Consider the following 20,308-nt stretch of genomic DNA (forward strand, 5'->3'; position numbering starts at 1 on the left):
ATCAATTCATGGCAGTTGCAGCAGTTGCGGATCGGGTATCAATACCGCGCGCCGTCCCATGGGTAGAAAATCGTCCAGCTTCTCGACCACGGCTTCAAACAACCGGGTCAGGTAATAATCGTGGTAGCAGCCGGGCTCGGTGCCATCCTCGGCGGCGTGTTTTACAGCGTCGGGACTCGCCGGGTGCAATACGGCGCAGCTGCGCTCACCGAAGCGGCCGCTGAAATATACTGGCGCTTCGGTGGTGCAGGCGTGCAGCCTGAGATCGCCGCTAGGCTGTTCGGCGGGCACAACGCAAAAGCGCAGGCAGCCGGCCCTGGGGGGCTCGTCGCTGTCGTGATCGCGCTTGAGGGTCCCGGTGAAGATGCAGTCCGATGCCTGCAGCTGTTCGGTGAAACAGGTCTCCAGCACTGTGCAATATTCCAGACGGGTCAGCGCCCGCGCGCCCTGCAGGCTTTTGAACAGGGTGTTGCGGGCGCAAATCACTGGCTCGTCGAGGTCGATGGCGTGGGTTTCCACCCGTCGCACGGCGCAGTCGACAAATTCCACACGACCGCCATCGAGTTCCAGGGTGTTGTCCAGAATCAGCCCCTCGAAACGGACGCGGAGTGCATCGGCAGGTCCGACACCGCTGTCCTGCTGCAATAGTTTAATGACCCGCCGGATGCGCACGGGCCTGAAATCGTCCCGACCAAAGGAGCGGTTACGATAAATCCGCAGGCCCGGCTGCTCGATAATTTCAATGTTTTCCACAAAGGCCGCCCCGGGTTCCTCCTGCCACAGCACGGTAGTGATAGGCGCCTGGAAAAAGCCCGGCGGCGGCGCCGTGTAAAGCAGGATATTGGCAGGATGGTGATGCCCGGTTTGCCAGTCCGGACAGCGGATATCGACGGTGCGACGGGACAGGTCGTCAAAGGCGCCGGGATGACAGGGCGCGCCGTGCCGGCTGGCCTGCCGCCAGACATGGGTCTTGCCGTCTAGCGTGCTTTGCTGGCTGCCGGGTCCCTGTTCCGCCTTGACGGCACCGGACGGTCGCGAGATGTCGGGGGTTACCGCCGGGAGCCCGGGGTGCAGCGCTGCGAACGAGGGCGGCGCGTCCGGTGCATCCTGGGCGTAGCCATAATAGCGGGCGGAAATCAGCGGGCTATTCAGTCTCGGGGTAGTGGCGACCCGTTGCCAGCCTTCGTGGACCACCACTTCGAGGCCGGCGATGGACTCGGCAATTGCCTCCAGGGTTTGCAAGCTGCCTTTGCCCTGGCGCCAGGCAACGGCATTGGCGACTTCGGCGCGGCGACCCTCGGCGGTGGGTGACACCAGGCGGACATCGAAGAGGTCGGCGAAATAGGGGATCAGCCAGTCCTGCAGCGGCGGCTCGCCCTGTTCCGGCTCGACGATGAAATTATCGGCAAGGCGCTGGCGCAGGGTCTGCTCGATCTGATCCAGCAGCTGACCGGCGCCTGCAAACAGCTTCTGCAGGTCGCCGGTGTCCCGGTTGCGGTAGAGCGCCGGAACTATGGCGTAAAGGGCGGCAGCGGCGCCTTCCAGGTTATTCTGCGGCATCACAAACTCCACTCATGGCTGCTGACGGTGATCTGGGATAACGCCTCGTCCAGGTGCAGCAATTGCCCCGGGCCCGCGTTAATGCGGCGGATGGAATCATCGGCGGCCCGCACGGTTCTGGCGGCGGTGGCCGCGTTGCCCTCGCCATCCACCAGCAGGGGGCTTATAACCAGGCTGCAATTGCTGACGCCCTCGACGCTCTCGATGGCCGCCATGATTTGCGAGCGGAACAGGGGCGCGCCCAGCTTGCGTCGGCTCAGCGAAAAGGTCTCCAGCAGGGCGTCGCGCACGGCGTCGACTACAAGTTCAGGCTGGAATGCCCGGCTGTCCACCGCCACGCTGATGTCGACGGAAAATATCAGCGGCTGCCAGGGCGCAATGTCCACCTGAACCTGGGGCTCCGCCCGTTGCTGCAGAAACGTCTGCAAATCTCCTTGCAGGGTGCCCAGCTCGCCACCGCCTGCCGGCAGGACGACGACCCGGACAATCTCGCCGGGCCGCCCGTCTGGCGGTGGCCGGAAGGCCCGGGCCTGCCAGACACCGGCCTGGCTGGTGGCCAGGTGCTGGAAGTCCACCAGGGACACGGCCCGCCCCAGTGCCAGGGTGGAGGCCGGGGCGTTGTCCCGCAGGGTTGAGGTATCTTCCCTGTCATTGCCACCGCTTGCCGCTATGGGTTGCAGGAAGTCGTCTATCCAGGGGTGAGAGCTGACTGTTTTGACGAGCGCGCCGGGGCCGATGTTGCCCGACAGGCCTGCGCCGCGTCTGTAGCGGGCGCGAACATTGTTATTGCCGGTGGGCAGGCGGCGCCCGTGGCGGCCATCGCCGAAGCACAGGGTGACATTGCCGCTCTGAAGCTGGATTACCGCGTAGTGGTGTTCTTCCGGGCCGGAAAGGTCGAGGCTGTCCACCTGCTGCCAGCGGCGTCCGTCGACCCTGACCTCTATGTCGGCTCTTACACCCTGATTAAAGGCGGGGTCCGCAACATGGCTGAGATCGTCCACCTTGAGTTCGAAGGTCTGGTGGCTGAGGCTGGCGTCGCCCGAGCCCAGTACCTTTTCGTTGGCGGTTTCGCCGTGCCCCGAGGCGATGGCATTGCCATAGATCAGCGTATTCCAGGCGGCAAATCCCTGGACGGGGGGGTGGAGCCGTATCTTGCCATGCTCGCGATCAACCAGGGTGACCAGGGCCTGCTGGGCGCGCTCGCCATTACTGACAATGACCGTGCGGCCGGGTTTCAGGACCTCGGGCAGCATGTGCAGGCTGATAGTGTTATCCCCATCCTGGATGGGGTCCGTGTTGCGGTCAAAGCCCACGGGGCGCAGTTGATGTTTGAAATTGCCGTGGATCAAGGCCGCGCCGCTGGGGGATGGCGCCAGTTCGAGCAACACCGAGTCCGCGCCGGCATCCAGTGATTCGAGGCGTGCAGCTGAAAACTCACCAGCGTGATCCTCGATCACCAGCAGGTCGCCGGTACTCAGGGATTCCGCCTTGCCGCTCAGCTCCACCGACTGCTGGCTGGCATTGGAAACCGTGCCCAGGGACTGCTCAGCGGTGGTGTAATACAGCAGCGTATAGGCGGGTTCTTCAAGGTAGTCATACACGTCGGTGAGGGTTGCAACCGAGGATTCATTGATGCGATTTAATGCCGTACGAAACAGGGCGCCGGACTGGCGGTCGGATGCAAGGGGCAGGATGATGCGGTGTTTGTCCCCGTCCGCGAGCGAGTAGAGCTGGCGCTGGGCCTCCAGCGCCAGGAAGACCTGCGTGCCTGCCGGGGGGCCATTGCGGTCGAGCAGCAGGCGGGAACCCTCGGACAGGTCGACGCGGGCGGCCTGCCAGTTGCCGCCGTCCATCCAGATCAGCACGGAGCCATCCGCTACCGGAATACCGCCGGGGGACAGGCTGACCACATTCTGACCGGATATCTTCGGTGCTCTGCGCGAGCGGGCCGTCAGCCACAATGTCGTGTCGGCCAGCGGCGCCTCGGCGGGCCAGCCGGGAGCCGGACTGTGCAGCTGGAGCTGCAGTTCGCCGGCGTTCATGTCGACGAGGCTCACCGCGACAAGGTCGTTGTCACAGGCCAGGACACCGACATCGCCCACCGACGCGCCTTTAAGGGCCGCCGTCAGCGGGAAGCTGATGATATCGCCGCTTTGCGCCAGCGCTGCCGTCGAGCGGTTCCAGTTCGCCGCCCTCAGCGTGTTCAGGGCGGCGTCAATATCAAGCTCCTCGAGGGTTTCAAAGATCACCGGTGGGGAGCCGTCGTCCGGTTTGGTTTTTACGCCAAAGCCCTTGTCAAAGGTGCCGCTGACATCTTTGGCCGCCAGTAATGCCAGCGCGGTGCCGGCTGATGACTGGGGGGCCGGCCGGTAATTGAGCAGGGCCACCAGCTTGCGCAGGCTCTCCCATTCGGTGGCGGTGGCGAGGAAGGTTTCGTTGCTGTTGGCATCGATATGCTCCGTCAGCACATGGGCGGAGCGGGCCAGGGAGCGCATGATCTCCCAGACGTAGTCCCGCCGCGGCCCATGGTATTGCTCGCGCAGGCGCTCAGCTTCAGTGTTTGCCGCGCCGGATGGCGCATCGATTTCCAGCTCGGGCCACTGTGCCTCAGGTCCGGAATTGAAGGCCTGTGCCAGTCCCTGGCGCAGGGTTTCGAGGTGGGTGATGGCATTGCCGTCCAGGTAGCGCAGCCGCGATAGGCCGGCGCGGTTCCAGCGGGTAAGATCCTTGCGCTGCAGGCGGTCTTTCATCCCCTTTGCCCTCCCTGTACGGTGATGCGCAGGCTGCCCCGCTCAGGCGCCCCCGGCAGGCTGTCGCAGATGGCGATTTCGATGCCGTCGAGCCGAATCAGTCCTGCACCGGACTGGTCCGGCCAGCGTTTGCCGACCCGCTTGAAGCGGTTGAGGCAGATAGCATCGACCCCGTCGAGCGCCATCACCCGTTCCACGATATCGCTGGCGTGAATGTCTTCCCCAAACTGCATTCGGCCCGGCGCGAAAAAGTCTCGAATGCAGTCCTCCAGGGCGCGGCGGATTTCGGACTGGTAGTAATTGCTGGCGGCGCGCACCGCCAGGGAAATATCGATGCCAATGCGTTCGGCGTCCCGCAGGAAAACCTCCTGGCCCGCCATGCGCCAGCGATCCACCAGGGGTCTTAACAAGGTGCGGGCGCTGATATCCGGCGCCCAGTGGGGCGGCAGTAGCTTGTTGACCCGATGAAAGGCTTCGACCTCGTACTGAAACCGTGGAAATGCGGCCCCGAGTTCGGCCGCCAGGGTCTCCAGATCCAGCGGAATGTCCTCAAGCAATGTCACCGCCACCTCTATGGTTTGCCAGGCGCCGGACCAGCGGCTGGAGGCCTGCGCCCGCAGTACCAGCGGGTGTTCGGCGAGGTTGCCGTAATCCGGCAGGGTCACCATGCGCCGCTGGCGATGGAGCTGCCTGGGGCCGTCGCGGCGTGCCTGGTCCATGGCGTTGGGGTACAGGGTCCAGAAGCGATCCAGGGTGTAGCGCCGGCATCGACGGACGAAGTCCGGTGCGCTGTCCAGCAAATCCTGCACGCTGTCCATGACACTGGCATCGGCGGTGTTGGATTCCGCTAAAAATGCCAGTACCCGCTGCTGATCCGAGGGGGGGACTGATAGCAAGGCCTCCTCGAGCTCTGGTCTCAAGGCCCGAAACGCCGGTAAAAATGCCACCATCCTGCGCAGACGAACCTCCGGGCTCTCGTCGAAACCGGGCACGGGTTCGGGTATGGCCGCCTGGGACGGGGCCTGTGCCATGGCGTCGTAACCGATCATGGCGAGCAGTTTGCGGACGCTGTCCGGGCGTCGCGCCGTTTCCAGGTAAGCCTCGGCCTGGCTGCGATCCAGGCTGTCCGAGTACTGATCCAGCAGCACCGAGAATGCTTCGACCAGCACCACTTCCATATCCGCCGGCGTCCAGTGCCTGCGTTCCGGGAAGCGGGCGGCCAGTTCCTCCAGCATGGCGAGGCGAAAGCCATCGTAGTCCCGCTGCAGCCAGTCGAAATCGTCACCCAGGCGCGGCAGGGCGTCGGGCAGAACGGCCTCGCGGCGGCCGCAGTCGCCACAGTGGTTGTGAAAGCTCAGCGCCTGTTTCGGTGCGTCCGCCATCAGAGTGCTCCCCCTTCAGCAAAGCGCAGTTTTTCGGTGTGGTTAATGGCGGCCAGGGTGTAGGCGATGGTGATGACGAGTTTTTCTCCGGCGGGCTCGACGGACACGTCCAGGCTTTGTGGCACAACCTCGCCCTTCAGGGCATCGATCAGGGCAGCGGTTAGCCGCTTGTTGGTGATGTCCGCCAGCGACTGATTATTGGGTTCGAAGATCAGCGCCCGCACGCCGATGCCGAATTCGGGCCTGAACCAGCGCTCGCCGGGATTGGTGAACAGTATCTGCTCGATCTGCTCCCGCACATGCTGGCGGCGGTCGCTGCTGACGCCGCCGCCTGCCGCGATCTTGAGCGGAAAGCGCAGGAAATCCTGTTTGTTCAGTTGCGTGCTCATGATGCGGTGGTCTTCAGGGTCATGACGGCGGGGGTGAGCGGCGGAATCGGTGGTCCTGAAGGTGATCCCGGCGCGGTGCAGGCATGTGTGTGGGAGTTAAACAGCGAAAGGAAGGTCTGGGCCTTGATCAGGGCCTCCCCGCCGCTGCCGCCAATGGCCACCTGCTGGCCTTCGATCTTGATGGTGGTGCCCTTGATGGTGATCCCGGCGGCCGCCATCTCGGTGCTGTTGCCGTTGCTGTCCTGGATCACTGTGCCGCTGCTGTCCATGGTGATCCGGTTACCGGAGGCGTCGTTCAACTCCACCCTGTTGTTCTGTGCATCCAGATGTAAAACCGCACCGCTGGCATCGGTCCAGTTGACGCTGCCCTGCGGGGTGACGGTCAACTCGGTGCCCGCCGGATGGGTCAGGCGGAAGCTTTCCTCGCCGCTGCTGTCATCGAATTCCATGACATGACCGGAGGGCGTGGCGAACAGCCGTTTTTCGGGGGGCGCATTCCCGGGGCTGGTGCCCGGTTGCCAGAAGGTGCCGACCCAGATGGCCTGGTCGATATTACCGGCTTCGAATTCGACCCAGACCTGGGCGTCGACTTCGGGAATGCTGTAACAGCCCTGGCCATCGAGGCCCCCGAAGGGCAGGCAGGGCAGGGCCCAGTTGGATGTCTGGCTGCCGAGCACGGAGGGCACCTGCAGCTTCAGGCGGCCCCGGTGCTCCGGATCCTGGTTGTCCACCACCACGCCTCTGTGCTTGCCGAATACCTGGTGCTGGGCATTTGTTGCCAGTCGCTGCAGTACGTTATCCATCACACCACCTCCGCCAGGGGATTGGCCGCTGCCGACTGGTCGTCGCCATAGGCGTTGCGCAGTAATTTGAAGCTGACTTTGTAGCCGTTGCTGTCAAAGCGGTGGGTGCAGGCGTCCACGTACCAGCGGCCGCTGTAGCGCTCACCCGTGCCATCGACAAACACGGGTTCGCCGATGCGCAGGACATTGGCGTAACGGCTGCCATCCAGTTCGCCGGAGCCCTTGATGCGCATGGCGGCCTTGTTGGCGGCAGCCTGTGCGCTGACGCGCGCCTGTTCGTCCGATACCCGCCCGGCCCGCGGCACCTGCCAGGTGAAGTCCCCCGCGGCCTCGCTGGTGGCCGGGCGCGTACCCAGCAGGGTGCTGTCGGGCTCGACGGTTTCTTCCTCGGGCTGGGTGCCGGTTTCCGCCGCCAGTTGGTACAGCACCCGGTCGGGCTGGTGGCCGTCGTCGTCGACGGCAAAGCTGATGCAGTTGGTATCCGTGCCGGCATAGACCAGTACCGCCGGCTGGGGCTCCAGGTCGAGGCGCATGGGGCCAATGTAGAGCGCGTCTTCGAGGAAAATCATGTCGCTGCCGTTGGTGTCGGCCCGCTGCTTGAGGAAGCGCAGGTCGGTAGCGTTCTGGTTGAGGTTCTGAATGGGAAACACCGGACCCTGGTAGCGGATGTCCTGGCCGCTGCGCCTTGCGATGGCACTGGCGATCTGGCTGTCATCCGTGGTGGCGTCATCCTCGGCCCATACCTGGTTGATGTGGGTCCTGTCCATCAGTAGCGAGGCGTCCTGGCATTCCACGATGAGCTTGGCGGCCCCCTGATCCTCGGGGCATTCCAGTTTGACCTGCCGGATGTAGCCGGCCATCAGGTACTGCTCCTGGTCGCCGAACACCGCTTTGATGTGAACTTCCCGCCAGGGTTTGATGCGCTCGTCGTCGGCCAGGGTCCAGTTGCCGTCCTCAATGCGGCGGGTGTCGAATTCCAGTTTGGCGGTGGTCCAGCTGCTGCGGTCGGCATCCACCTCCACCAGCGCCAGGGCCGGGTAGAGGTCGTCAACTTCGCTGTTGTCGATAAGCACCCGGCATTCAGCCGGGCCCAGGGTGCTGCCGCCAAGCAGGTCGATGAGCGCCATGGCTATTCCCCCTCCCTGGGAATCAGGATCACCCGGCCCACCATGGCCTTATCGAGCAATAGTCGGGGACAGGAGAAGTGCGGGTTGGCATCGACAATGCGCCACCACAGCCGGCAGTCCTTGTAGTAGTGTTGCGCCAGTTGATCCAGCCGGTCGCCTTCCACCACTTCGTGTTCGACGACCCCGGTGGCCGCGCCTATGGGGCGGGTCTGCAATCCCGGAAAGATGTCCGGGTCCGTAAAGCGGACTGTGTTGCGGTAACGGGATTTTTTACTCAACATGATTCATATCACCGTAGTCACAATGGTGGGCACCAGGTTCAGGGCCGCGCCGACGGCCTGACGAACCTGCTCGACCTTGTAGAACGGGTTGTCGCCTTCGATCACCTGAAAGCTCAGGGTGACGTTGGCACGATAGGGTTGCAGCGAAGGCAGGTGGGCAGTTTCCTCAACCTGCACACTGGTGAGGAAGACCGGCAGTATATGAGAGCCCCAGATAAGCAGCAGCACAGACGGGTGTGTATCCCGCTGGAATGCCCGGGCGCCACCCAGCCCCAGGGCGGCCAGGGTGGTAAAGCCCCCAGGGCCCTGGGATTTGGGTTCCACCATGCAGCGCAGGGTGTCCAGTTCCGGTTCTATGCCAAGGGTAATGGCATTGATATGGCCGATGGCGTTCGGGTCCGCCATGCGGTCGGTGGCATCGAACAAAATGGTGAGATCGAATTTCTCCGGTTCAACGGACACGCCCTGGGCCACCCGCGGGGTGTCCATCGGTGTGCTAAAGCCGTAGCCCCCCTTCGCGCCCGGGGCGTTGCCCATGGTGATGTTGACAGTGCGGGTCCGGGTGATGGACTGGGGGTTGAACTCGAAGTACAGCACCAGGGGCGGCAGGTTGAAGCCGTATTCCATCAGAAAGCCGTGGCTGAGGTTGACTGCCATGGTGCTACATCTCCTGTGCCGATCGGGCGCGCAGCTGCTGACAGATGGCCGCGGCTATCTGCATCCCCAGGCGCTTGTCGCTCAAGGCGGGATTCAGCGTGAGGGGCGGCACATCGAGGTTTTCAAGGCTTGTTTCCCTGAGGCCAAGCGCCAGGTCACGGGCAAACTGGTGGCGCAGGCCCACACCGACTTCGCGGGCGATAGCGCTGGCGCGATCCCGGAAAACGGGCGCCAAACGCAGGTTCATGCGGCCTATGCTGACATCGATCATCCCGACGCCTCCGTGATCAGTTCTTCGGGCAGGTATGCTGCAAGCTGGCCCAGGTCGCCCGGTTGCAGCCGTGTCCGCTCTTTGGATAATTCCCGCCAGATGGCTGTGGCGATGTGGGTCAGGTCAATGGGGCTGTCGTCGGCGGCGGCCAGATAGGCGGCATAGAGCGCGGCGTTGCGGATCTGCCCGCCGGTAAGGTTGACCGCCTGCGCCAGCTGTTCGAGATCGATGTCCTGCGCCAGCGGTGCACGCGGCGGCAGCAGCAGGCGCCACAGCCGGATACGTTCCGCCACCTGGGGTTTGGGGAACTCCACCACCAGATGCAGGCGGCGCAGGAACGCCTGGTCCAGCTGCGAGCGCAGGTTGGTGGTGAGTATGCAGGGGCCCGCATGGGTTTCCATCCGCGTCAGCAGATAGCTGACCTCCATGTTGGCGTAACGATCCCGGGCATCCTTGATCTCTCCGCGCTTGCCCATCAGGGCGTCTACTTCATCAAACAGTAGAACCACGGGTCTCTGGTGGGCGGCGTCGAAAAGGCGTGACAGGTTTTTTTCGGTTTCGCCGATATATTTGCTCACCAGGCTGGCCAGGTCGACGCGATACAGGGGCCAGCCCAGCTCGTTTGCCAGTACCCGTGCCGCGAATGTTTTACCGGTGCCTGAGGCGCCGCTGAAAAGCGCCACCGGGCCACCCGAATCGCGCCCGCCCCAGCCGTTAACCACTTTGTCCCGGTATTTGAAGTGGTAGGAAAATTCACGCAACAGGCAGATCCGGTCAGGGGGCAGCACCAGGTCGTCGAGCCCGGCCTTGCCACTGACGCGGGTAGCGCCGGGAATGGACGCTACCTCGGGGCGTTGCAGCAGCCGCGCCAGGGTTCCGGGTTCGGCGCGAATGGCCGCGGTGACATCCTCCTCGCTGATAGTGAGTAGCCGGTCCGGACCGCTGGCCAGGCTCCAGATCAAAGCGTGCAGGGTTTCGTTCTCGTCCACATCCAACGCAAGCAGGGCGTGGATCAGCACGGCGCTGGCGTGATGGTGCTGGCCGCCATTGAGATCCCGGTAGATCCAGGCCAGAGGCGGATGTGCCTGGGGGCCAATGACACAGGCCAGCAAATCCATGGCCAGGGCCGGCGCCTGGGATCGCAGCAGGCGGCGCCAGGGGCTGAAGGCCCCGTCGCGCAGGGTGCACACCTGCGCCTGCAGCTGTTGCAGTTGTTCGAGCGTGCCGCTGTCGGGGTCCCGACCGTATCGGGTGGCGAGCAGGCAGCGCCCCAGGGCTTCCAGACGCTGCCATTCAACGTCCAGGGTCGGTGTGCTCTCCAGAGCTTGCTGTGGCGTCGGGCTGTTCATCAGCTGCTCCGGTACAGGTTGATCAGTAGCGGATTACTTTCCAGCCTGATGGGGGCGGCGCCCGCAAAGGGGGTAACCACCCGGCTCGCTGTCAGCAGTGCCTGTGCCGCGTCCTGGTCGGGCGCCAGTGCAAAGGGCAGCGCAACTGGCAGCGGGAAGCTGCCCGGTTGCGGCGCTGGAATGGCGTCAGGGGTGATAGCGTCGTGGCTCGGTGCCACCGCTACCGGGGCACCGCTGTCGCTCCACAGTGATCCGTCCCAGACTCTCCAGCTCAGCTGCACCGCTTCACCCGGTACGCCGGCCAGCCAGACCTGGGGCGTAAAGGCGGCGAATTCCGGACTGTCGACGTCGAAACTCAGGGTATGGGCGCACATATCGTCCAGGAGCCAGCACAGCGCCGGCTGCCACTGGGGATTGTTGACGTTTATGCGTACCGGATGGAAAACCGGATGCTCCACAATGCCGGAAAACCCGGCGTGGCGGGCGCTCATGTCGGCCAGGGCTTGCTGGCCTATGGCGGCGACCCGTGGTGGTTCAGTGGCGGGTTCTATCGGTGTGATCACCGCCAGCGCCATTTCATAGATCAACGAGGGTCTGTAGGTGGTGTCGCCCTGGGTAGACCAGACCTGGTTGATCTGCTCGTCCGTCACCGGGCTGAAAATGACCTGGAGACGAATCTCCTCACCGTCCAGGGCCACCGGCTGCAGCACCGGCGTCTGGCGAAACAGCTGCATGATGTGGCCGAGAAAGCGGAGGTCATTCTCGCCGCTGGCAATGGGGTCCTCATCGATGGCAAAGGAGGTAATGAGGCAAAAAAGCCGGATGCGCCAGGGCTCACCCGGTCGCAGCCCGGCCTCGAATCCGCCGGGCTCGAAGCGGTAGAAAAACAGGTTGACCCGGTGGCCGGGGGCCGCTGGCAGGTCCGCTGGCGCGCCTATGCTAAGCGAGACCTCGTTGCCGCCGGCATTGAGGCCGTTGCGCACGAAGTTTTCGACCTCTCGACAGATGATTGATAAAGATGACGTCTGCGGCATTACAGGCTCCTCAGGAAATATCGGCTGGCGGAGTCGCTGTCCCGCTCAAGCCCGCTGCGGCGCTCCTGATCGGGTCTTGTGGATTCCACTACCACGTTGATCTGTTCAATCCTGAGTTGTGGTACGCCGCTGGTGAGCGCCTGGGGTTGGCGCGGTGATGCTGATGTGTGCGGCTCCCTTTTAGGCGCATGTGCCGCTGCGGGTGGTGACCGTCGATCCCTGCCGTTATCTATTGCAGCGTCACGGGGGAGCGGCCGGCGCCGCTGCGGGTCCTGTGAATCATGCACAGTCCGGGTGTCATGTTCCTGTGTCGGCTGGATAGTCGTTTGGGTTGGGGGTGGCGCGGATCCGTTATCCTGTACAGGCGGAACAGCAGATTTATCTGATGAGTCCATCCGGGTGTCTGTGGCTGTTTTGGCTGCGGGAATCGGTGTGTTTTCGTGGCCGTCTGAGGACGATTCCTGTTGTTGTGCCCTGGTGGGACTGGCGTCCGTCTTTGCCGTTGAGGGGGCGTCCGGGCTTTGCTGTTGCGTCAGGATTTTCTCGGATCTTGCAACCAGGGTTTGCTGGCTCAGGTCACGTAAATACTGGTGAAGGGGCTGTTCTGCGCTTGCCGGGGCGGCCGCTTCAGGGATGTCTTTCGCGCGCGGCGGCCCAGGTCTTTCTGCGTGGGCGGTCGGGGAATCAGGGCCTTGCGTCTCGGCACTATCCACTGTGACGGCATTATTCGGCCTGGGCGGAAAAGGGGGTTCGGCTGGGCGGCTGTCTGGGTGAATGGCAGCCTTGCCGCTCTCTCCTGGCACGGTTAACTCAACGGACTCGTCGCAATACGCAGGGTTCGACTGACCAAAATGCCGCTCCCGGGCATCAGCCACAATATCTGCCAGATAGCCCATCAGTGTCCGGTCTCCATGCCGCGAGTGTCCCGGTTGCCGTCGATCAGTTGCAAATAGTGACGCCGCCGCCGTCTCGGCAGATCGAGGATTTCCCGCTGGGACCAGTGATAGGTGCTGGCCAGCACATGAATCTCGCTGAGCAGGGCATCGGGCGCAGAGTCCAGGCTCTGATAGGGGTCCAGATCCAGGGTGTTTTCCGCCTGGCAGTGGGGGCAGGGCGCCAGCATCTGCAGGGCGACTTCCGGCGCCATGGATTCCAGGGCCTGGTCCAGTTTCTCAATATCCTGCGGTGACAGTGTTGATAAATCGGGGGTGGGGTGCAGCAGCCCGGCCAGCAACTCCAGTTGCTGTTCTTCACGGCTTTTGCCCAGATCCAGGCCGGACTGGTCGGCGCCCGTGGGCAGTCTTAGCCGGTAACACACCTCATCGATCTGCACTGACATTTCGGGGAAGCCTTGCCCGGCATTTTTTACCGGCAGCATGGAGGGCCGGTAGCTCAGGTCAAAAATGCTGCCACAGGCCGTGCAGCGCGCCGACAGCCAGCGCTGACTGTCGTCCAGCAGGACGCTCAGTTGACGCATCAGGAACTGGCGATCACCGACCACCAGTGTCGCCACCAGGAGCGTATCCGGCTCCCGCCCCGCCAGTGTTGCCAGGGCGCTGGCGAGCACAGCGGTCACTTTGTCTGCGGTGCAGCCTTCTTCTGCGGCGGCCTCCGCCAGTGACAGTTCCAGCGCGCCGCACAGGGGGTTAAAGCGGTAGTCCCGTCGCAATGTGCCGTCGATATAGAGGCCGCCGGGCAAGGGTTGGTGGTTCATCAGCTTTCCGTCGGTTCAGTGATCGCCAAATCCCGTTCCCAGCCCTCATGCTGCAGGACGATGGTCTGGATACCCACTGCATTCATGGTGCCGGCGTCGAATTCCGGCAGTGCCTGGTATTCCGACACCCAGGCGCGGTGCAGCATGTAACTGATGACAGGGACGCCCTGCAGGTTGAGTACATTGAGCGTAATGTCCTTGCGGTAGTTGAGCAGGGACATGGCGGCGTTGCCCTTGAAGTTGTTGACCAGGTTCGCCCAGTTCTCGAAAACCGGGTCGTGGGTCAGCCCCTGCTCAAGGGTCACAGGTTCGTAACTGGTACCGCCGGGCATGACCCGTTCGTGGGCGGGGTCACCCGCCGAACGCCATTTGACGGCTTCCGTGGTTTTCTTCAATACGCTCATCTTGCGCAGGCCCGCCACGACCTGGCCGTCTATCACCACCTGGAACATGAAGGTGCGATAGGGGTCGTAGCGATGGGTGTTGACGGGAAAAATGGGTGCGGCCATGGTCTCTCTCCTCGCTCAATCAGGATTGTTCGCCAACTTTCTGCTGGATGCGGATGATGACGAACTCGGCGGGTTTTAACGGTGCAAAGCCGACCTGCACTATGACCTGCCCGCGGTCGATATCACCCTGGGTCATGGTGTCGCCGAGTTTGCAGCGAACGAAATAGGCCTGGTCGGAGGTGGCACCCTGAAAAGCGCCGGCGCGGAAGAGGCCGTTCATGAACGAGCCGATATTGCCCCGCAACGAACCCCAGAGCGGTTCGTCGTTGGGCTCGAACACCGCCCACTGGATACCGTTGTAGATGCTCTGCTCGATAAAGATTGCGGTACGGCGTACGGGTACATAGCGCCATTCCGGCGAGGCTTTGGTTGCCAGGGTGCGGCTGCCCCAGATCACCGAGCTGTATCCCGGCAGGCGTCGAATGACATTGACCCCCAACGGGTTGAGCTGATCCTGCTCCAGGTCTTCGGCGGCAAACTGGAGTGCGGCAACACCGTTCAATTGCGTCTCGACACCGGCGGGGGCTTTCCATACTCCGCGACGGGCATCGGTGCGCGCCCACTGACCGGCCGCCAGGGGCGACGGCGCAATAGCCACGGTTTTGGGCGCGGTGGGATTGCGGTCGGCGTCATAGGCCGGGTTCGCCACGCTGACCCAGGGATAGTAGAAGACGGTGTAGGTGGAGGTCGGCAGACCCAGCGACTTGACCGTGGTGGCCTGGTCCAGCTCCAGCCCCGCTGGTGGATCCACTATCAGCATGCGATTGCGCATGGTTTCGCAGTGGGCCAGCGTTTGCGTGATGATCGGGTTGGTGCCGCTCGCAGGCCAGGGGTTGCCCGGCAGCACGATAATGCTGACGTCCCTTATCTTGCGCAGGCTGTTGGCATAGAAGGCGCCGTATTCCGCTGCACTGGGGGCGTTGGCGACGCCGCCGGTCAATGGCACGCCCTGATCCAGCAATCCGAGGTTCTCTATGGGGGTCACGTTGCCGGTGCCCAGTTCCCGCTGGCGCCCGAGTCTGGCGACGGGGTTGTCGGCGGCATTCATGCCGAGGATATCGGCGAGGGCGCCGTCGGTCACCTGAATCCTCGATACCCGCACCGCTGACGAGCCCGATGTGAAGCTGAACCGGGTTGTACCGGCGTTATAGCCCGCGGAAAAGGCGGCCAGCGATTCATGGCCATTGGCCTGTGCCCGCACCGCGTTTTGAATGGCCAGAGCGATAGCGGCCCCTGAGGCATCGTTGTTAGCGGTCAGGTTAAGGGCGGCGGTATCCAGCGACAGGGTGACGTCATGGCCGTCGACACTGAGCGTCAGGTCGGCCAGGCCCAGAGCGGCAACGCTGGTTGCGAAAGGCAGGTCAGCAGGGGCGACGACGGCCCCGGTGATGCTGGCGCTATCCTCGGGTGTCAGGCGCAGCAGTTCGGCAAGCCCACCGCCGAAGACCTCTACCGAGGCCAGGCTGTCGTCCTCGGCGGCGGTAAGGGTGAAACGGTCCATGGCGTCACTCCAGCTTGCGCTGAAGGTCTGGTAAGCGTCCTGCGGGCCCAGGGCCTGGACAGCGCCCTCGATAGCGCTGGCGACATCGTCAGGATCGTCACCGGGGGACACGGTCACCGAGATCTGCTCGGTCTGGAGCCCGTTGATGGCCAGGTTCATCAGCATCGGATTGCCGCTAGCAGCGGCAAAGGGATTCGGATCCGGCAGTGCACCGCCTGTCAGAGTGGCCGCCTGGTAATTGGCTTCCACCGCAGATCCCAGCGCAAGAGCGAGGAGATTGGATGCGCTGTTGACCCGTGTCAGGGCGTAGTCAGGCGAATCGGCGTTCATCGAAAGACTGCTGAAGCCTTCGTCCACCACCAGTTCGCCGTCCTCGCGATGTCCTGCCACCAGGTCGAACAGCTCGGCATCCGCATCCGGTTTGATAATCTGCACGAAGATGTCATTGCCCCAGTCGCCGACATTTTTGGCACTGATGACCAGTCCGCCATTGGCGAGTGAGGCGCCGCCAGCGGCACCTTGGCCATTGATACCGGCAGTGGCAGCCGCGGATCCTTCACCTGCCAGGCGGCAGACAAAAGCGGCTCCGCCGCCGTTGAGGTAGAAGGCCTGTACCGCCAGCCCCATGCTGTCATCGGCGCCGGTGATACCGCCGAAGTCGCGTACATAGTCGTCAAACTTGCCTATTAAAGTGGCGCCGGAGGGGCCACGCGAACAGGCCCCGACGAAGGCGGTGACAGACGTCGAAACGCCTTCAATGGGTCTTGCCCCACTGGGAATTTCTTCGATATAGACACCGGGATGTAGATAGCTTGCCATGCTCAGACTCCTGAATGTGAAGTCCAGGTGAAGTCGGCAAGCGAGCGGGTACAAGACCGCGGGGCTTCCCAGTTTCCCCTGAATTCTTAATCCCTTACTGCAACGAGTGGGCGGGTTTCTAACGCTTGTATTAACGTAGTTCAGGTCATTCCGGCGCCAAGATGAGAATATTGCACGGTGTTTTCAAAAGCGTGTGAATAGGTTTTGATATGGTTCACAGCTGGGTGCAAACCGAACGGTTGTTGGCGTTTAACTCTAAAAAGCTGTTGTTAGCTGGAGTCAGTGGGCGTTCTGCTTGTCGCGCTATGGCTACATATTTCTGATATTAAATTTATTTATCAGGCGGTCGTTATTGGCCTGGCTATAGCTATATTAGCGGTCGTATTGTCAGGATTTGGAGCGGCACAGCGGTGTTGCTTCCACCTTAGTGTGGCGGCGCCGGCAATGGCCGACAAAGATTACAAACCGGTTTTCTGACGGCTATGAGAATAACGCTCCTGCTATCGGGCGTTGTACTGAGACTTGCCGTGGGAAGAGGCCTTCACTCTGTGCGTTCTACGGGGAAAATTTCCTGTTGGGAGCTGGTCACTCATGCTGCCGGTCATTATTCTGGGGCTATTTGCGGCGGTACTGTAACGGTGACTGAAGTCTCAGGTCGGCCTTGTATGCAAAGCCTCGTGGCTGAAAAGGACCTGGCTGTCAGCCTGCCAAAATCCAGGGGTTCTTGCGGGCGGCTCTGGCGGTGGCACGCTGTACAGGACTCATCTGGGCGTCGTTGTGGTCCACGGCCCGCTGCAGGAATGCCTTGGGTGCTGCCCGGTGTGACTGACGGATCAGTCCGAGGTATCGCACTAGCTGCATCAGTCGGGTGCTAATCATGTCCGCGCCTCTTGTTCGCTTAATCTAAAGGGTTCGATTCCAGGGCTGTTCGGCTCGTCGCTGTGGTAACTGTTACGCTATTCGCTTTGATTAGGATCACTGGAGCATCAAGATAATCTCTCCATGGCCGCCAGTTATAGCGCGGCTTTGTGAAACCGCGCTGAAACTGCACTGAAATCCAGGGAGCTTGCGGGGCATTTTTGATAATCCTTGCCCGGGCGGCCATGCCGGGCAAGGTTTTGCATCAAAGCTCCCAGTGGGCAAAGTGCCGGCGCAGGAGCAGCAGTCGCGGACGAATACGCCCACCACCGGACTCCAGCACTGAGCCGATCACAATGGCGAGCATGCCGAGCACGGCCAGGCTGATCCAGCCACTGAGGTCGAACACCTGCAGCATCCGGTACAGCTGATAGATCAGGCTCACTGCGGCCAGTACCAGGCCGGTGCCATAGAGCGCAAGCTGGCGATAATGACGGCCTATCAGGGCCAGTACCAATCCAATAGCCAGGCTCGTTAAGGCGGTGGCCAGCCCCTCGAACAGGATGAAGTTGACGATCAGTCCAAGAGACAGCATCAGCATGGCCATTACGCGGTACAGCCCTGGAGCCATCAGAGCCCGGTGCGACACTTCGTACAGCAAGGCGGCGCTGATCAGGGCTGCCAGCTGCAGCAGGAGGGACTCTGTGAGTATGCCATCCAGCAAGATCGCGCTGCCCACGCCGATCATGGGGGTGAGCAGGCCGCCGCAGACTTCCAGCAGCCCCCGAGTGATTGACTGGCCCGGCAACAGCAGGCTGAGCTGGCGCGCTGCCAGAAACAATATCACCAGGCTACTGGTAAATAAGAAGGCATCGGTATCGTAGAACCAGAGGCTGCGTCCGGTCAGCACGACCAGTGGCAGGTACAAGAGCGCCCGGGCGACCAGACCGTCGGGTGTTCGGGCAGCAAGGCTCTGTTGCTGCGTTTTTTCATTGTTCAGCAACATCAGCAGGGCCAGTGGCAAGCTGAGCGCCGCCATGTACGCAGGGTCCCGCAGCGGAATCAGCAGCATCGCGTTGGACAGTATGAACATGAGGCTCAGGCGTGTGCTCAGAACCCGGGCGAGGGTACGAAACCCCAGCAGTATCACCGGTATCAGCGCCGCAACGGCAAGGATGACGGTTGTGACGGTGGCGCTCTGGGAGTCAAGTTGCCAGAGTGCATAGTCCGGATGGCTGAGGCTGGTCTGCGGGCCAAATGCCGAGTACACAAAGGCACCCAGAATGGCAAAGTTGGCGGGCACCGAGGTCAGCGCCAGGGTGACCAGCAGGCGAGCACCCTTGGCCTCCTGCAGCCAGTGGCCGCTGGCAAGCCCGACACCGCAGAGCAGCAGGCTGTGGCCAAGCAGCATGCTATACCGCAGCAGATCATTGCCGTCCTGCCAGCCCTGCACCAGAAAGCTGTACATGGCGACCAGCAATGCCGTGGCGCCGGCCAGGCGCAGTAGCTGGGGCAGGCGCTGCATCAGCGGTGTGGCAGTGGCGGGGGCCTGATTAAAAGCGAGGTTATGGGCATCGGTAGTTGTATTGGGCGCTGTTGTATCGGGCGCTGCCATGGCGGGTGCTGCGGTGGGCAGCCAGGGGTCGGGATGCTGGTTCATTTTGCGTCCTCCTGCTGCAGCAAGGCATCAAGCTCGGCGCGCAGCCGGGTATCGTGCTCATCGCGGCTGAAGACATCGTCAAGGTTGTCCTCCAGGCTGATATCGCCAATGCGAAGTTCCTGCTCGCTAAGCCGCAGGTCCCAGCGCTCAAAGCTGGTTTCCAGGTCGCGCAGGGAGCCTTCACTGTCTGGCGCGGTAGCGACGCGGGCCGCGGTACCGCTTTGACGGGCACGCATGATCGAGTGACGATTGCTCAGTGCGTGCAGGCGCGTTTCGCTGTCGGTGACATCCCGTGACAAACGGGCTGCCGACTGGCGGTAGCTGATCAGCCCTTGGGCCAGATGTTCGGCCTGGGCCCTGCATTGCTGGCGGCGCTCGATACAGGCCAGGGCCCGAGTCGGATCTGTGCTGGCGCAGCTTTTGGCGCGTTCCGCCCAGCGTTGCTCATCCTCGTGCAGTGTGGCAATGCGCGATTGCAGTTGAGCCTCTTCACGCTGCATCTGATTCAGCCGTGCCCGGGCCTGCGCCACCCTGTGACGCATTTCATCAATGCTGGTTTGCACAACGGCTTCGTGATCCTCGATTTCACCGACGAGGCCATCCAGGCGGGCTATAAAGGTAGCGGACAAGCGCTTGATCAATGACATGGTGCAGGGCTCCGGCTATGGGTTCAGAGACATTCTTTGCCTGAATAACGTATTAATAAACTACTTTGGTTAAAGCACTGATTTCGTCTCCAATAGGTATACTAAATCAATACTTTTTAGGAGGGAGACGTCAGTGGCGCAAACTGAAGCGATTATATCGACACTTAAACGGACCCTGCGCGCCAGCGGCCTGACCTATGCCGATGTGGCCCGGGGTCTTGGCATGAGTGAGGCCAACGTCAAGCGGCAGTTCGCCAGTGAGCGCTTTTCGCTGGCGCGGATCGAGCAGATATGCCAGCTGATGCAGATGGACCTGTCGGAGCTGTTTCAGCTGTTCGAAGCTTCGCGCTCGCATATCACCCGGCTGACCGAGGATCAGGAGCGTGAACTGGTGGCCGATCCGCTGCTGCTGATGGTGGCCGTCTTCGTGCAGAATCATCTGGGCTATGCCGATATCACCGGTCGATACAATATCCGCGAGACCGACTGTATCCGCTGTCTGGCGAAGCTGGACCGGCTGCACATCATCGACCTGTTGCCGAACAACCGCATCAAGCTGCGTATCGATGAGCGTTTCAGCTGGATTCCGGGGGGGCCGATCGAGCGCTATTTCGAACGTGAAGTACAGCAGCAGTTTTTGCGCGGCAGCTTTCGCCATGGCGGCGACACCCGGCGCTTTTTCACCGGTCTGCTCAGTGAGCACTCGCGTCGCCTGATCACCCGGCGCCTCGAGGCGCTGAGTCAGGAAATTGCCGAGTTGCAGCGCCAGGACGCCGGCCGGCCGCTGGAGGAACGCCATAACACCGGGGTTCTGCTGGCCTTGCGGGAGTGGGAGTTCGCGCCCTCTCAGCCGTTTCTGAAGAACTGAGGTTGCCGCGGGCTGTGCCGGAGCCTAAAGGCGCCAGCACGGGCGCTGGATGTCGGAATGAGCAAGCCTGATTCCAACCTGCAACTCTCAATAGAAAGCCGCTAACCACCGCTTCGCATTGTGGGGGCA

18 protein-coding genes are annotated in these 20,308 nt (G+C 62.5%); 1 reads left to right on the top strand and 17 read right to left on the bottom strand.

Annotation, left to right across the window (positions count from 1 at the left end; all coding sequences use genetic code 11):
* Positions 1–6: 6 nt before the first annotated feature.
* The 17 genes from MRS74_RS15915 to MRS74_RS15995 form a co-directional block, all read right to left on the bottom strand.
* Complete coding sequence (locus MRS74_RS15915) at positions 7–1,560, bottom strand: hypothetical protein (protein ID WP_254581263.1); 1,554 nt, start codon at positions 1,558–1,560, stop codon at positions 7–9.
* Positions 1,560–4,310 carry a baseplate J/gp47 family protein gene (locus MRS74_RS15920; protein WP_254581264.1) on the bottom strand — a complete coding sequence of 917 codons (2,751 nt, stop codon included), beginning with the start codon at positions 4,308–4,310 and terminating at the stop codon, positions 1,560–1,562. The genes MRS74_RS15915 and MRS74_RS15920 overlap by 1 nt, the downstream gene beginning before the upstream one ends.
* A complete protein-coding gene (locus tag MRS74_RS15925; RefSeq protein WP_254581265.1) occupies positions 4,307–5,692 on the bottom strand; it encodes a baseplate J/gp47 family protein in 1,386 nt (461 codons plus the stop codon). The genes MRS74_RS15920 and MRS74_RS15925 overlap by 4 nt, the downstream gene beginning before the upstream one ends.
* Positions 5,692–6,081, bottom strand: a complete 390-nt coding sequence (locus tag MRS74_RS15930) for a GPW/gp25 family protein (protein WP_254581266.1) — start codon at positions 6,079–6,081, stop codon at positions 5,692–5,694. Before MRS74_RS15930 ends, MRS74_RS15925 begins: the two co-directional genes overlap by 1 nt.
* Entirely contained in the window at positions 6,078–6,884 is an 807-nt protein-coding gene (locus MRS74_RS15935) for a phage baseplate assembly protein V (protein ID WP_254581267.1), read from the bottom strand. The genes MRS74_RS15930 and MRS74_RS15935 overlap by 4 nt, the downstream gene beginning before the upstream one ends.
* On the bottom strand, positions 6,884–8,011 hold the full coding sequence (locus MRS74_RS15940; protein WP_254581268.1) for a phage late control D family protein: 1,128 nt from the start codon (positions 8,009–8,011) through the stop codon (positions 6,884–6,886). Before MRS74_RS15940 ends, MRS74_RS15935 begins: the two co-directional genes overlap by 1 nt.
* A 2-nt stretch (positions 8,012–8,013) precedes the next feature.
* The gene (locus tag MRS74_RS15945; protein WP_254581269.1) at positions 8,014–8,292 is read right to left on the bottom strand and encodes a hypothetical protein; all 279 of its coding nucleotides are present in this window, start codon (positions 8,290–8,292) and stop codon (positions 8,014–8,016) included.
* Positions 8,293–8,295: 3 nt separating this feature from the next.
* The gene (locus MRS74_RS15950) at positions 8,296–8,949 is read right to left on the bottom strand and encodes a CIS tube protein (protein WP_254581270.1); all 654 of its coding nucleotides are present in this window, start codon (positions 8,947–8,949) and stop codon (positions 8,296–8,298) included.
* Between the two features lie 4 nt (positions 8,950–8,953).
* On the bottom strand, positions 8,954–9,220 hold the full coding sequence (locus MRS74_RS15955; RefSeq protein ID WP_254581271.1) for a hypothetical protein: 267 nt from the start codon (positions 9,218–9,220) through the stop codon (positions 8,954–8,956).
* Positions 9,217–10,569, bottom strand: coding sequence for an ATP-binding protein (locus tag MRS74_RS15960; RefSeq protein ID WP_254581272.1), 1,353 nt, complete (start codon positions 10,567–10,569; stop codon positions 9,217–9,219). Before MRS74_RS15960 ends, MRS74_RS15955 begins: the two co-directional genes overlap by 4 nt.
* A complete protein-coding gene (locus tag MRS74_RS15965; protein ID WP_254581273.1) occupies positions 10,569–11,603 on the bottom strand; it encodes a Pvc16 family protein in 1,035 nt (344 codons plus the stop codon). The genes MRS74_RS15960 and MRS74_RS15965 overlap by 1 nt, the downstream gene beginning before the upstream one ends.
* A gap of 895 nt (positions 11,604–12,498) precedes the next feature.
* Positions 12,499–13,317 carry a hypothetical protein gene (locus tag MRS74_RS15970; RefSeq protein WP_254581274.1) on the bottom strand — a complete coding sequence of 273 codons (819 nt, stop codon included), beginning with the start codon at positions 13,315–13,317 and terminating at the stop codon, positions 12,499–12,501.
* Complete coding sequence (locus MRS74_RS15975) at positions 13,317–13,826, bottom strand: phage tail protein (RefSeq protein WP_254581275.1); 510 nt, start codon at positions 13,824–13,826, stop codon at positions 13,317–13,319. The genes MRS74_RS15970 and MRS74_RS15975 overlap by 1 nt, the downstream gene beginning before the upstream one ends.
* Before the next feature lie 19 nt (positions 13,827–13,845).
* Entirely contained in the window at positions 13,846–16,146 is a 2,301-nt protein-coding gene (locus tag MRS74_RS15980; RefSeq protein WP_254581276.1) for a phage tail sheath family protein, read from the bottom strand.
* A 699-nt stretch (positions 16,147–16,845) separates the two neighbouring features.
* Positions 16,846–17,025: a hypothetical protein gene (locus MRS74_RS15985; RefSeq protein ID WP_254581277.1), complete on the bottom strand. Its 180-nt coding sequence runs from the start codon at positions 17,023–17,025 to the stop codon at positions 16,846–16,848.
* A gap of 244 nt (positions 17,026–17,269) precedes the next feature.
* Positions 17,270–18,664, bottom strand: coding sequence for a hypothetical protein (locus tag MRS74_RS15990; protein WP_254581278.1), 1,395 nt, complete (start codon positions 18,662–18,664; stop codon positions 17,270–17,272).
* On the bottom strand, positions 18,661–19,311 hold the full coding sequence (locus MRS74_RS15995) for a PspA/IM30 family protein (RefSeq protein ID WP_254581279.1): 651 nt from the start codon (positions 19,309–19,311) through the stop codon (positions 18,661–18,663). Before MRS74_RS15995 ends, MRS74_RS15990 begins: the two co-directional genes overlap by 4 nt.
* 133 nt (positions 19,312–19,444) lie before the next feature.
* On the opposite strand from MRS74_RS15995, the gene MRS74_RS16000 reads away from it, so the two are divergent.
* Positions 19,445–20,179, top strand: coding sequence for a helix-turn-helix domain-containing protein (locus tag MRS74_RS16000; RefSeq protein ID WP_254581280.1), 735 nt, complete (start codon positions 19,445–19,447; stop codon positions 20,177–20,179).
* Positions 20,180–20,308: the final 129 nt, after the last annotated feature.

The sequence above is a fragment of the Marinobacterium sedimentorum genome, assembly GCF_024267675.1.
In the GTDB taxonomy this organism is placed as follows: domain Bacteria; phylum Pseudomonadota; class Gammaproteobacteria; order Pseudomonadales; family Balneatricaceae; genus Marinobacterium_A; species Marinobacterium_A sedimentorum.